Consider the following 12,682-nt stretch of genomic DNA (forward strand, 5'->3'; position numbering starts at 1 on the left):
GCGGATCGCCTCCAGGTCCACGACAGCCGGCAGATCCTCCACGTAAGGGGGGATGAAATCCTCGAGGTGCGTCGTCGAGGAGCGCAGTGCCGCCTCATACGCCATGCGTCGCACGCCGCGGTTCCCGGATTTCAGGAGGGAGTTGGCGCGCTCCTGGATCCACTGGGTCTCCTCGCTACCCGCGGGGCCGCCGTTCGGCGGGTTGTACTTGATGCCGCCGTCTTCCGGCGGGTTGTGCGAAGGGGTGATGATGATGCCGTCGGCGAGGCCCGGCTCCCTGCCGCGGTTGCGAGTCAGGATGGCATGCGAGATGACCGGTGTCGGGGTTGCGCCGTCGTCGGCCTGAAGGATCGTCTCCACGCCGTTGGCCGCCAGGACCTCCAGGACCGTGCGCTGCGCCGGGGCCGACAGGGCGTGCGTGTCCTTACCCAGCAGGAGCGGCCCGTCGGTGCCGCGGCTGCGCCTGAAATCGCAGATTGCCTGGGAGATCGCCAGAATGTGGCCTTCGTTGAATGTGCCGCGCAGCGCCGAGCCCCGGTGCCCGCTCGTCCCGAACGAGACGCGCTGGGCGGGATCGTCGAAGTCGGGGCGACGCTCGTAATACTCCCGCTCCAGGCGCGAAGGGTCGATCAGCATCTCGGGGGGAGCGGGCTTGCCGGCCAAAGGTGAGAGAGGACTCATGCGCGCCGATCGCTTTCGCCGGAAAGGGCCCGGGACGACGGCCCTGGACATGACACTCGAACTGGGCGCTCGATTCTGCTCCAGATAGGGTCGGGATCACAAGCCGCCGCTTCCGCAATGGCGATGCGCCGCTTTCCGCCTATCCTCCTGCATTGACAAGCCCATGAAGGGGTGATAGCTTGCGCGCCGCCGCTGAGATAATTGATTGGATTGGCTCTGTTTCGAGCTCCTCACCTCCAGAGCCGGCCGCCGAACCCCCGAGGTCCAGCCGATGCTTCCCCCTGCCGCGACCGTGCCTCGCCGCATCGCCACGCAGCAGGGGTCTTCCTTCACACTCCTTGCCCTGAGGCCCTCCTGCCGTTACCGTTGCAGTGACCGCGAACAGGTGGAAGGCGCCTGTGGCGGGGCGTCGGCCGGCCCGGCGCCGTTGACCCGGTCCTTCGGCTTCGACGGAGCGCTCCCTGCCTGCGAGTCGGACAGGTCTGATTCCGAGCGCGCTCGGAGAAAAGGAGTTCCTCATGAGCAGAATCATCAAGACGGCTCTGACGCTGGGACTGTTTCTGGCGGCCCTTGGTCTGACCTTCGGAGACGACGCCAAGAAGCCGATCGGAATGAACGAGAAGGTCGAGATGAAGGCGAGCGTCGTTGCCGTCGACAAGACGAACCGTATCTTGACCCTGAAGGGGGAGAAGAGCGCCGCCATGACCTACTACATCGACGAGTCGGTCGGCGATCGCTTCGACAAGGTCAAGGTGGGAGACAAGATCACCGTGAAGTACTACGATTCGGTGGCGTTCGAGCTCAAGAAGCCGGACGAGGCTGGCGTCGCGGTTCCGGGCGCCAAGCCGGCGACGGCCCCCGTCACGGTCATGGCCATCGATCAGGACACTCCTTCGATCACGGTGAAGGCGGCCGACGGCACGGTGATCACGCGCCGTGTCCGGAACAAGAACAATCTTCAGAACGTCCAGGTCGGCGACACGATCATCATCGTCAAGACCGAGCCGCTCGTGGTGGACCTCACCTAGCGGAAGGGCGGGATTCGTGAACAGCGGGCCCGGCCTTCGGACGATCCGCAGGCCGGGCCCTTCATGAAGCGCAGCACCGACGCCGCCTCCCCCCGGGCCGGCAACGGCGCATGGACCCACTCACCTCACGTTTCCGGGCGCGGCCCGGAGAAAGGAGCTCCATGAGCAGGATGTTGAAGACGGCGCTGGTGCTGGGGTTGTTCCTGGCGGCGCTGAGCGTGACGCTCGCGGGCGACGACAAGAAGCCCGCCAAGCCGATCACCCTCAGCGACAAGGTGACGATCAAGGCGACGGTCGAGTCGATCGACAAGACGAACCGGCTCGTAACCCTGAAGGGACCCAAGGGAAACGAGGTGACTTTCTATGTCGATGAGTCGGTCCAGCGCTTCGACAACATGAAGGTCGGCGACAAGGTCACCGCGAAGTATTACGAAGAGGTGGCCTTCGAGCTGAAGAAGCCGGGCGAGGTCGTCCCCGCCGAGTCGCAGGCCGGCGTCACCGGCAGCATTCCGGGCGCCAAGCCGGGCGGCGTTGCCGGCACCCAGGACACGATGACCGTCACCGTGGTGTCCGTCGAGCCCGACACCCCGGCAATTACCGTGAAGACGACCGATGGCCGGATCATCAATCGCCGCGTGGCGAAGAAGAGCTATCTCAAGGACGTGGCGCCGGGCGACACCATCGTGATCACCAAGACCCAGGCGCTGGCGATCGACGTCGCGGAAGACAAGTAAGTAAGGAAGGATTCATCGTCGGCGGCCGGAGCTGCGGCGGCATCCCGCGGCTCCGGCGCGCAGACTCGCCCGCAATATCCTCAACGTCCAGCCCGTCGTTCCCTTCTCCCGTCGACAAGGAGTGATCCCGGGATGCGACTTGCCGCAATCGACGGACAAGAGGATCCTTTGGACACATCGCCCGAGTTCCGGCACGACCAGCCAAGGCCCTGCGCCGACGGATCGGGCTTCTCATCGAGGAGGATTGCCATGTTGCGGAAGGCGTGGGTCGGGGTGGGGCTCTTCATGCTGCTCGGAGCGGCGCCGGCGCTGTGCGACAACCTCGCCGGAGCCGATCGCATGCTGTGCTCGGCTTCGACCGTCATCAAGTGCGGGGAAACCGGGGATTGCGTCATCGGGTCTCCCATGGAGCTGAACATCCCGCAATTCATCGAAATCGATCTCAAGGGGAAGCGGCTGAGCACCACGCGAGCGAGCGGCGAGAACCGCAGCACCCCAATCGTCTCGATGACGCGCGAGGACGGCAACCTCGTCATGCAGGGATACGAGAAAGGAAGGGCCTTCAGCTTCGTGGTTTCCGAGGCGACGGGCCTGCTATCGGTCGCCGTGGCCCGGGAAGGGATCAGCGTCACCGTCTTCGGCGCCTGCACCCCGACCTCCACGCGCTGAGTCATCCTGAAATGAAATCAACGGAGAAGCATCCCATGAAGAGACAGATCGTCGCCGCACTCGTCCTGATCTCCGCCTCCGTGGCGCCGCTCGCTTTCGCCCAGAGCCAGCCCGCGCCGCCGTCGGGCCAGAAAACCCTGGCCGCCACGCTGAACGTCTACGCCTTCCCCAACAAGGGGCAGACTCCCAGCCAGCAGTCCGAGGACGAATCGGCCTGCTACCAGTACGCCGTCACCAACACAGGCACCGACCCGTTCCAGCTGCAAAAGCAGGCCCAGCAGCAACAGCAGCAATCCGCCGAGGCGCAGAAGCAGGCGCAGCAGGCGGGCAAAGGCGCCGGAGCGGCGGGAGCGGTCAAGGGCGCGGCTGCCGGAGCACTGATCGGCGAGATCGCCAGCGACGACGCCGGCGAGGGAGCCGCCTACGGCGCGGCGGCAGGCGTGGTCGCCGGCCGGCGCAAGGCGAAGAAGGGTCAGAAGCAGGCGACCGAGCAGGCCAAGGCCCAGGGAGAGCAGGCGCAGGCCGCCACCGCCGAGCAGATGGACAATTTCAAGAAGGCCTTCAGCGTCTGCCTGGAAGCCAAGAACTACATGGTGAAGTACTAGAGGAATTGACGGTCTCGGCATGAGCTCCTTCGCTCCGGGGTTGCTGATCCCGGCGGCGGGCTTCCTCGCGGCGATCTTCGGCCTGCTGGAGGTGGGACGCTGCCTGGGGCTGCGGCGCATCTCGCGCGGCGAGTCGAAGTGGATTGGCGCGGTGGAAGGAGCGGTCTACGGGCTGCTCGGCCTGTTGCTGGCCTTCAGCTTCTCATTGCCGCCGAGCGATTCGAAGTCCGGCGGCACCTGATCGTGGGGGAAGCCAACACCATCGGCACGGCCTACTGAGGCTGGGTCTATACTGGCGCTGGCCAGCGCGCTGCTGGTCGGCTTCAGCATGGCCGGGAGCGGCCGCAGCTGGACCATACGCTGACTTTCGCGATCTTCATGACCTCGACCCTCTACGTCCTCGCCGACCTCGAATTCCCCCGCCGCGGCTTCATCCGCGTCGATGCCTTCGACCAGGCCCTGGTGGATCTCCGCCGCAGCATCAACCCCGCCCGCTGAATCCGTCTTCAGTATTTTTTCTGAGGGATTCGGTTTCCCGAGAAGGCTGGTCTATCATGAGTTACCCGGTCAGAAGGTATGTCTGTCTGATTCACGTCACGGTTGGCCTCTTCAGCAGTATTCCGCCCTCGCGGGGAGGACATGACGAAGCGACCGGCCCCCTTCCGTTTCAAAGATTGCGCCCTCACGATTCTGTCGCTGGGACGCAGCGCCCATAATCTGCGGGAGCTGCGCGACTGGATCGCCGAGGTCCCGGCGCAGAGCATCGCGCACCACTGCTACGAGAGCCTGCTGCGGCCCGCCTTCGACGATCCCGAGTACCGCAACGATTTCGCGCTGTGGGCCCGCCGCCATCTGCACGACAACGTCCTGGCCGAGAGGCTGGGAGGGATCGATCTTCCGGGAACGGGCGACACCGAGCTGGTGCGGCAGCAGATTCTCGACATCATCGAGGACCGGCTGGCCGAGATCCCCTACGTCCCCTCGGTCCAGCCGGGGCACGAGTTCTTCTTCCTGCGCTCGCAGCGCGTAACGCTGGAGACCGGCATCGAGGCCGCCACGCCCGAAGAGCTGGCGGCGCGCGCTCCGCACCTTCCCTCGGGCAGCATCTTCGTCCACTTCGTCGACGCGCGCCTGCGCCCGCCGCTGCTGCAGGACGATTTCTCCGTCTGGCTGGAAGGGTGGGGCCCCGATTACGACATCTACCGCGAGCGTCTCGCGGGGATCGACTTCCACCTCTGGTCGCTCATGGAGCTGCGCCTGCGGCTCGGCCGGGCGCTGAAGGATCTCACCGAGAAGGAGAAGCCGCGATGATGCCGCCTCTGGAAGCCTATGGCGAAGCGGCGGGCGCCGAGGTCATCCATCATCTGCGCCAGGTGGCCCGCCCCCTCAAGGGGGCCCGGGTGGTGCACGTGAACTCCACCGCGACCGGCGGCGGGGTGGCCGAGATCCTGAGCCGCCTGGTCCCCCTGAAGCGCGAGCTGGGGATCGACGCCTCCTGGGAGATCGTCGAAGGCAATCCGGAGTTCTTCTCGGTCACCAAGCGCTTCCACAACGGGCTGCAGGGCGCTCCGGTGGAGATCAACTCGAAGCTCCTGGACGCCTATCTCGAGGTCAATCGCCGCAACGCCGAGAGGCTCGCCCCCAAGCTGAAAGAGGCCGATTTCGTGCTCATCCACGATCCGCAGCCCGCGGCCTTCATCCGCTTCTTCGAGGGGCGCAAGGGGAAGTGGATCTGGCGCTGCCACATCGACGTGAGCCGGCCCGACCGGGCCATCTGGAAATACCTGCGCGAGTTCGTGCGGCTTTACGACGCCAGCGTCTTCTCGCTGGCCGCCTTCGCGCAGCCGCTGGGGCACCCGCAATACCTGATCCATCCCAGCATCGATCCGCTCAGCGAGAAGAACATGCCGCTGGAGCCGGCCGAGGTGGCCCTCACCGCGCAGAAGTTCAAGGTCGATCCCGAGCGGCCGATGGTCCTGCAGGTCTCGCGCTTCGACCGCTTCAAGGACCCGGTGGGCGTGGTACGCGCCTACCGGCTGACGCGCAAGCATGTCCCCATCCAGCTCGTCATGGCGGGAGGCACCGCCGACGACGATCCGGAAGGGGAGGCGGTCCTGGCTGCGGTGCGCGAGGAGGCGGGCGGCGATCCCGACATCCACCTCCTGCTGCTCCCCTCCGACGCGCACCGCACCATCAACGCCCTGCAGCGCCGCGCCGACATCGTGCTGCAGAAATCAATCAAGGAAGGCTTCGGTCTCACGGTGACCGAGGCGCTATGGAAGGAGCGCCCGGTGATCGGCGGGGAGACCGGCGGCATCGTGCTGCAGGTGGTCAACGGCCACACCGGCTTCCTGGTGAACACGCCGGAAGGGGCGGCATTCCGCATCCGCTACCTGTTGAGCCGCCCGCGGCTGCGCGCCTCGATGGGGCTGAAGGGGCGGCGCTTCGTGCGCGAGAACTTCCTGCTCACCCGCCACCTGCGGGAATACCTGACGATGATGCTGGCCCTGCGAGCTGGCGCCCGCGATCAGATTGAGATCCAATGACGACGCCGGCGTCGCGCCCCACCTTCCTCCAGCTGCCTCCCGATTTCTGGGAGCGCGTCGTCTCGGCGGATTACCGGCTGCTGCTGCTCGACTACGACGGTACCCTCGCTCCTTTCCGTGTGGAGCGCGCATCCGCCGTCCCCATGCCCGGGATCGTGGAGCTCCTGAAGGAGCTTTCCTCGGCATCGCGCTGCCAGGTCGGGATTCTCTCGGGCAGGCCGATCGAGCAGCTCACCGGATTCCTCGGGGAGCTGCCGGTCCATCTGGTCGGGGAGAGCGGCTGGGAAACCCGCTACCGGGAAAGCACGACGATCCATCATCCCCTTCCTCCCGACAGCGAGGCGATGCTGCGTGAGGCCTTCACGGCGGCGGAATCCACTGGATTGTCGCGTTACCTGGAGCGCAAGCGCACCTCCCTGGTCCTGCACACGCGCGGGTTGGATGCTTCCAGGGCGCACGCGCTGGAGGCGTCGTGGCGGGAGCTGTGGAGCACACTGCCCGCCGCGCGATCCTTCTTGAGCTTCGCGCCGGTCAACGGGGGGCAGGAGGCGCGCGCCGCGGGTCGCGACAAGGGGACGGCCGTCCGTGAGATTCTGGCACTGTGCCCCACCGGGACCCTGGCCGTTCACGTGGGAGACGACTGGACCGACGAGGACGCCTTCCGCGAGCTGTTCGGGAGCGGCTTCGGCGTGCGCGTCGGCTCCGCCGATCGTCCCTCCATGGCCACCGGCCGGATCCTCTCCTGCGAAGCGATCAGCGGCTTCCTCAGAATGTGGCGGCAGGCGATCGCCACGGATCCTCCCGTGGGAATCCGCTCATGAGCCGCCTCGTCGTGGTCTCCAACCGCATCCCGATCCCGGTGCCCAGCGGCCAGATAGGGGAGCTCGATATCCCGGCGGGAGGGCTTGCCTCGGCCCTGTTCACGGCCCTGCGCTCGCGTCCCGGGAGCCTGTGGGTCGGCTGGAACGGCAGGATCGAGCCGCGCAAGCAGCTCGGCAACGTGTCGCGCTTCACCCTGCGCGATACCGAGCTGCTCGGCATCCCCTTCACGCAGGGGGAAGTGGACGATTACTACCACGGCTTCTGCAACATGGTGCTGTGGCCCCTGTTCCATTCCTTCCAGGATCGCGCGCGGATCGAGGATCGCGAGCAGGAGGCCTACCGCCGTCTGCAGCACAGGCTGGCCCAGACGCTGCGGCCGCTTGTGCGCGATGACGACCGCGTCTGGGTGCACGATTACCATCTCATCCCGCTGGGCAGGGAGCTGCGGCGCCTCGGATGGCGCGGCCGGTTGGGCTTCTTCCTGCACATCCCCTTCCCGGCGCTCGAGCTCTGGCAGGTGCTGCCGGACCCGCGCGGCTTCCTGGAGGCGCTGCTGGAGTACGACGTGATCGGGTTCCAGACGGAAGGGTACCGGGACAACTACCTCTACTGCTGCCGGCAGGAGCTGGGCGCCCGCTGGGACGAGCGCCACCTTTCCTTCGAGGGGCGCAGGCAGCGGGTCGGGGTCTACCCGGTGGGCATCAACGCGGACGACTTCGCCCCGGCCTCCGGCCAGGCTTCCGGAGAGCGGCCGCGGCGCGGCGTGCTGGGAAAGGTGGTCCGCGGGCGCCGCCTGATCCTGGGCGTCGATCGGCTCGACTACACCAAAGGGATCCCGGATCGGGTCCGGGCCTACGAGAGGTTCCTGAAGGATTATCCGCAGTGGAAAAAGAAGGTCTCGTTCATCCAGATCGCCGCCCCGAGCCGGACGGCAGCAATGCAGTACCAGGAGGAGAAGCGCAAGATCGAGGCGCTGGTGGGACGGGTGAACGGCGAAATGGCCAGCCACGACTGGGTCCCGATCCGCTACTTGTACAAGACCTACCCCCGCCCGGAGCTGGCCCGGTTCTACCGCGAGGCGGACGTGGGACTGGTGACTCCCCTGCGCGACGGCATGAACCTGGTGGCGATGGAATACGCCGCCGCGCAGAACCCCGAATCCCCTGGCGTCCTGATCCTGAGCCGCTGCGCCGGCGCGGCGCGCCAGCTCCCCGAGGCCCTCATCGTCAATCCCTTCGTTCCCAGCAGCGTGGCCGACGGCCTCGCGCAGGCGCTGTCGATGCCGCTGGAGGAGCGGCGCGAACGGCATCGCGCGCTGCTGACGCGCATCCGACAACACTCGGTCAGCGCCTGGGGCGACCGCTTCATCCGCGATCTGGACGGTCCTTCACGTCTCGATTCGTATAACCATCACCCTGCCCAGGCGGTCCAGCGCAGCACCAAGTAGCGCAGCTCCAAGGAGCCGTCCGGTCCTCGACCCTCGTGTCCGCAAGGGCGCTTCCCCTCTTGTCACGCCCGCCGTCGCTTGACCGATGTCCTGCAACCCGCGCTTGCGACGGATCGGCCGACCTGAGACACTACGTCATTGTGCTTCAGTCCCGGCACTCCGTTTCCACGACGCGTTCCCGGGAACTTATGCCCGATCCCACACCTTCGAGATCCAGCCGGTCGGGAAGATGGATCGCCGGCGCGACGCTCGTGTCCGTCGCCGTCGCGGGCAGCGATGCCTGGGCATCGGCAGGCCACTCGGACCCCGTCGCCCCCGCACTCCTTCTCCTGGTCATCATCCTGGTGGCAGCCAAGCTGGCCGGCGATCTCGCCGCGCGGGTCGGGCAGCCGGCCGTCCTTGGAGAGCTGGCAGTGGGCGTCCTCCTCGGGAATCTCTCCGGAATAGGCGTGACCCTGTTCGAGCCGATCAAGACCAGCCCGGCCATCGAGCTGCTCGCCGGATTGGGAGTGCTCCTGCTGTTGTTCGAGGTGGGGCTGGAATCGACGGTCGGAGACATGATGAAGGTGGGGGCTTCCTCCTTGCTCGTCGCGGTGATCGGCGTGGTCACGCCGATGGCGCTGGGCTTCGGGGTGGGCAGGGTCTTTCTGCCGCAGGCGGGTCCCTACGTCTGGGCGTTCCTGGGGGCGACGCTGTGCGCGACCAGCGTCGGGATCACCGCCCGGGTCCTGCAGGACATGAACCGGAGCCAGACCCCGGAGGCGCGCATCATCCTGGGGGCCGCGGTCATCGACGACGTGCTCGGCCTGGTCATCCTGGCCGTGGTGACCGGGGTCATCACGGCGACCGATGCCGGCGGTACCCTTTCGGCGGGCTCGATAGGGCTGATCGTCCTGAAGGCGGCGGGCTTTCTCGTGGGCGCGCTGGTTCTCGGCTCGATGTTGGCGCCGCGCCTGTTTAATCTCGCCTCGAGGCTGAACGCGCGCGGCGTTCTGCTCGCAGTCGGCCTCGCGTTCTGCTTCCTACTTTCATGGCTGGCGAGCCTGGTGGGACTGGCCCCCATCGTCGGCGCCTTCGCGGCGGGGCTGGTCCTGGAGGAGCTGCACTATCGCGATTTCCGGAAGAAGGGAGAGCACTCCCTGGCCCAGCTGATCGAGCCGATCTCGTCGTTCCTGTCGCCGATCTTCTTCGTTCTGATGGGCATGAACACCGACCTGTCCGCCTTCGCCCGGCGGGAGGTCGTTCTCTTCGCCGCCGTGCTGACCCTGGCCGCCATCCTGGGCAAGCAGCTTTGCGGGCTGGGCGTGCTCGGCAAGGGTTACGATCGGCTGTCGGTCGGCATCGGGATGATCCCGCGGGGAGAGGTCGGGCTCATCTTCGCCAACATCGGAATGGGGTTGTCGATCGCGGGCAGCCGGATCATCGATGCGGCGGAGTATTCGGCGCTGGTCGTGATGGTGATCGTGACCACCCTGGTCACGCCCCCTGCCCTGCAGTGGAGCATGAACCGCCGCCGCCCCTGATCCCCTGACACGTGGTCACCCATCAGATGTACTTATGATTGCCGGATCGCAAGGCGCGTCGAAGCGCCGCGTACCCAGAGCGGTCCGCAAGCGAGACGCAACGCCGCGAGCCGGGATGCATCGACCGCCGAATGCCGTGACAGTTCTGAGACGCGACACTCAGAAGCGGTCACCAATTACAAAGTAGACTTTGTGTTCGCCAGTTTCGGTCGTGCCCCAGGCGAAGAAGGCGGGGCCGAGCGGCGTCTGGGCCCCGAAGAAGAGCGAGCCTCCCATGGTCAGCGATTGCCAGGTGACCGGGTCGTCGCGGAAGTAGGCATTGCCTGCCTCGAACGAAATCCCGCCATAGACGGCCGAGGTGAGCGGCCCGAGATCGAAGCGCGTCAGCTGCACATACGAGATGGCGCGGCCCACCACGCAGCGCTCCGCCCGCAGCTCGCCGAACCCCAGCCCTGAAAGGTTCAGAAAGCCTCCCAGCGCGCAGGACGAGATGAACGAGACGGGTCCCGTGACCAGGGTCTGGCCGCTGAAGGAGGGCACCACGGTCACCCGCCCGAGGGTCAGGGCCAGGCTGGCGTCCAACCGTGCCAGGTCCCGGTCGGCATCCGCTCCCATCGACTCCGTCGAGTGGCGATAGAAGCCGTGGACCTCCGCCCCGTGGCGCGGGAAGACGGTGCTGTCGCGCGAGTCGACGTTGAGCTTGAACTGGCCTCCCCCATCGCGCTCGTCCTCATCGCCGACGAAGATGTTCGGGCCGATAGAGGTGCTCGTCGTATTGTGAGCGTAGAAGGCGCCCAGGCGCACCTCCCAGTTGTCACCGATGACCCGGCCGACGTCCAGGCTCCCGCCCAGGGTGGAGATGCTCTCCTCGCTCACCCGATCGCCGTCCGCCCACAGGTAGACGTAATCGCGCTTCGTCTCCGCCGTGGGAGAGACGAACCAGCGCATCTTGTAATCGATCGGCTGGTAGAAAGAGGTGCGCAGCAGCCGCGTCTGACCGATCTGCGCGACGTTCTCCCATTCACCGCCTCGGCGATTGGCCGCAATCAGCAGGTGGCGGAACGAAAAGGTGTAGTTGGCGTCGCCATGGAAGTCGTCCCAGAAGCTGGCGCCGAACTGCAGGCTGTTGCGACCGTAGGGCTTGGCGGGGATGTCCAGGTTGATGGTCCCTTTCCCATCCTGCCGGATGTAGGTGGGCCGGATGAGACCAAAGTAGTCGAGCCCGTAGAGACGCATCACCTCGTTGTTGAAATCGTCGATGTCGACCGACTTGCCCTCCGGGATCCTCAGGCGGCGGTCGATGATGCGGTCGTTGACCCAGCTGGAATTGGTGAAGGTCACCTCGTCCACCTTCACTTTCTCGACGTTGCGGCGCCGGTGGTGCTTCACGAACTCGTCCCACTCCGCCGGCGGCGCCGAGAAGCGCTTCAGGCCCTCCGTGACGGCACGGGCCGATTGCTCGCCGATGGCCATCGCATCGTTGACCTTGTCGAAGCTGATGAAGCCGATGTCCTTCAGTTCGGGGGTGATCAAAACGTCGCCGGGGCGCAGCTTCTTGATGTCGGCCACGCGGTTGGCCACGGCCGAGAAGCTGCTCCACTGGTTCATCACCGAGAACAGGGTGTCGATCTCCTCGCTGGTGATCAGCGGGCTGGTGATGTCGACGGCAATGATCGACTGCGCCCCGAGCGACTGGGCGATGCCGATCGGCAGGTTGGCCACCTCGCCGCCGTCCACCAGCAGCTTGCCGTCCAGCTTGACCGGCGAGAACATCCCGGGGACCGACATGCTGGCGCGCATCGCGGTGGCGAGGCTCCCCTTGTCGAGGATCACCGCCTCGCCGCTTCCCAGATCGAGCGCCACGGCACGGTACGGGATAGGGAAGTCGTCGAAGCTGGGCGACGTCTGGACGGCCATCTCCAGCGAGCGCAGGAGAAGCTCCAGCTGCTGCCCTCCGAAGATCGACGGCGGGATGTAGGGACGAAACCCTTTGAAGCGGAGCTTGCCGGGAATCAGGAAGGTTGCATCGTCCCCCTTGCGCCGGAAGGAGCGGTCGCGCCGCTCCACGGCATCGACGAAAACATCCTTCCAGTCGGTGGACTTGAGCAGCTCCTCGAGCTGGTCGGGGGAGTAGCCGGCGGCGTAGAGGCCGCCGATGATCGATCCCATGCTCGTCCCGACGATCAGGTCGGGATGGACGTGCAGCTCTTCCAGGACGCGCAGGACGCCGATGTGGGCGGCTCCCCGGGCTCCTCCTCCGCTCATGACCAGGGCGAGGCGGGGCCTGTTGGCACGCGCCCCCTTCGCCGCCGGAGCATCGCCGGCGGCTGCGCCGGCCGCGGTCGCTCCACCGCCGGAGGAATCCTGCGCCCGGACGGTCCCCATACCGGCGCACAGGAGCGCCATTGATACCGCGAGAGCCGTTGCGCCGCATCGCCGCCACAGCATTCTCGAGGAGTCCTCCCGGAAAACGAGTCCGGTATCGGCTCGATCGGCTGAAAGCGCCAGGCCCCGGCCCGGCAGCGATCGGATGGGCGGGCAGTATGATCGGCGAGTGAGGAGGGTGTCAAACGCGAGGACGGCGGCCGGCGGATCGCACCGCTGACGCGGCGGCCCGGCCCCCCGAG

General features: G+C 66.6%; 12 protein-coding genes. 10 read left to right on the top strand and 2 right to left on the bottom strand.

Features of this window, described 5'->3' with window-relative positions:
• The coding region (locus VFW45_05300; GenBank protein ID HEU5180185.1) for a phosphoglucomutase, alpha-D-glucose phosphate-specific at positions 1-681 on the bottom strand (681 nt) is incomplete at its 3' end.
• Between the two features lie 518 nt (positions 682-1,199).
• On the opposite strand from VFW45_05300, the gene VFW45_05305 reads away from it, so the two are divergent.
• The 10 genes from VFW45_05305 (at position 1,200) to VFW45_05350 (ending at position 10,055) form a co-directional block, all read left to right on the top strand.
• The gene (locus VFW45_05305; GenBank protein ID HEU5180186.1) at positions 1,200-1,709 is read left to right on the top strand and encodes a hypothetical protein; all 510 of its coding nucleotides are present in this window, start codon (positions 1,200-1,202) and stop codon (positions 1,707-1,709) included.
• A 161-nt stretch (positions 1,710-1,870) separates the two neighbouring features.
• Positions 1,871-2,443 carry a hypothetical protein gene (locus VFW45_05310; protein ID HEU5180187.1) on the top strand — a complete coding sequence of 191 codons (573 nt, stop codon included), beginning with the start codon at positions 1,871-1,873 and terminating at the stop codon, positions 2,441-2,443.
• 249 nt (positions 2,444-2,692) lie between these two features.
• Positions 2,693-3,112: a hypothetical protein gene (locus VFW45_05315; GenBank protein HEU5180188.1), complete on the top strand. Its 420-nt coding sequence runs from the start codon at positions 2,693-2,695 to the stop codon at positions 3,110-3,112.
• 35 nt (positions 3,113-3,147) lie between these two features.
• Positions 3,148-3,717: a hypothetical protein gene (locus VFW45_05320; protein ID HEU5180189.1), complete on the top strand. Its 570-nt coding sequence runs from the start codon at positions 3,148-3,150 to the stop codon at positions 3,715-3,717.
• Between the two features lie 19 nt (positions 3,718-3,736).
• Positions 3,737-3,958, top strand: coding sequence for a hypothetical protein (locus VFW45_05325; protein ID HEU5180190.1), 222 nt, complete (start codon positions 3,737-3,739; stop codon positions 3,956-3,958).
• A gap of 398 nt (positions 3,959-4,356) precedes the next feature.
• The gene (locus tag VFW45_05330; GenBank protein ID HEU5180191.1) at positions 4,357-5,028 is read left to right on the top strand and encodes a DUF5752 family protein; all 672 of its coding nucleotides are present in this window, start codon (positions 4,357-4,359) and stop codon (positions 5,026-5,028) included.
• The gene (locus VFW45_05335; protein HEU5180192.1) at positions 5,025-6,263 is read left to right on the top strand and encodes a glycosyltransferase; all 1,239 of its coding nucleotides are present in this window, start codon (positions 5,025-5,027) and stop codon (positions 6,261-6,263) included. The genes VFW45_05330 and VFW45_05335 overlap by 4 nt, the downstream gene beginning before the upstream one ends.
• Positions 6,260-7,084, top strand: a complete 825-nt coding sequence (gene otsB, locus VFW45_05340; protein HEU5180193.1) for a trehalose-phosphatase — start codon at positions 6,260-6,262, stop codon at positions 7,082-7,084. The genes VFW45_05335 and otsB overlap by 4 nt, the downstream gene beginning before the upstream one ends.
• Positions 7,081-8,532 carry a trehalose-6-phosphate synthase gene (locus tag VFW45_05345; protein ID HEU5180194.1) on the top strand — a complete coding sequence of 484 codons (1,452 nt, stop codon included), beginning with the start codon at positions 7,081-7,083 and terminating at the stop codon, positions 8,530-8,532. The genes otsB and VFW45_05345 overlap by 4 nt, the downstream gene beginning before the upstream one ends.
• A gap of 251 nt (positions 8,533-8,783) precedes the next feature.
• Positions 8,784-10,055, top strand: coding sequence for a cation:proton antiporter (locus tag VFW45_05350; GenBank protein HEU5180195.1), 1,272 nt, complete (start codon positions 8,784-8,786; stop codon positions 10,053-10,055).
• Positions 10,056-10,214: 159 nt separating this feature from the next.
• Here the strand turns inward: VFW45_05350 and VFW45_05355 are convergent, their stop codons facing one another.
• Positions 10,215-12,503: a patatin-like phospholipase family protein gene (locus VFW45_05355; protein HEU5180196.1), complete on the bottom strand. Its 2,289-nt coding sequence runs from the start codon at positions 12,501-12,503 to the stop codon at positions 10,215-10,217.
• Positions 12,504-12,682: the final 179 nt, after the last annotated feature.

This window comes from Candidatus Polarisedimenticolia bacterium, assembly GCA_035764505.1.
Lineage (GTDB): Bacteria > Acidobacteriota > Polarisedimenticolia > Gp22-AA2 > AA152 > AA152.

Coding starts and splice junctions, on each gene's coding strand:
- VFW45_05305 (HEU5180186.1), top strand. CDS start 1,200: ATGAGCAGAATCATCAAGACGGCTCTGACGCTGGGACTGTTTCTGGCG.
- VFW45_05310 (HEU5180187.1), top strand. CDS start 1,871: ATGAGCAGGATGTTGAAGACGGCGCTGGTGCTGGGGTTGTTCCTGGCG.
- VFW45_05315 (HEU5180188.1), top strand. CDS start 2,693: ATGTTGCGGAAGGCGTGGGTCGGGGTGGGGCTCTTCATGCTGCTCGGA.
- VFW45_05320 (HEU5180189.1), top strand. CDS start 3,148: ATGAAGAGACAGATCGTCGCCGCACTCGTCCTGATCTCCGCCTCCGTG.
- VFW45_05325 (HEU5180190.1), top strand. CDS start 3,737: ATGAGCTCCTTCGCTCCGGGGTTGCTGATCCCGGCGGCGGGCTTCCTC.
- VFW45_05330 (HEU5180191.1), top strand. CDS start 4,357: ATGACGAAGCGACCGGCCCCCTTCCGTTTCAAAGATTGCGCCCTCACG.
- VFW45_05335 (HEU5180192.1), top strand. CDS start 5,025: ATGATGCCGCCTCTGGAAGCCTATGGCGAAGCGGCGGGCGCCGAGGTC.
- otsB (HEU5180193.1), top strand. CDS start 6,260: ATGACGACGCCGGCGTCGCGCCCCACCTTCCTCCAGCTGCCTCCCGAT.
- VFW45_05345 (HEU5180194.1), top strand. CDS start 7,081: ATGAGCCGCCTCGTCGTGGTCTCCAACCGCATCCCGATCCCGGTGCCC.
- VFW45_05355 (HEU5180196.1), bottom strand. CDS start 12,503: ATGCTGTGGCGGCGATGCGGCGCAACGGCTCTCGCGGTATCAATGGCG.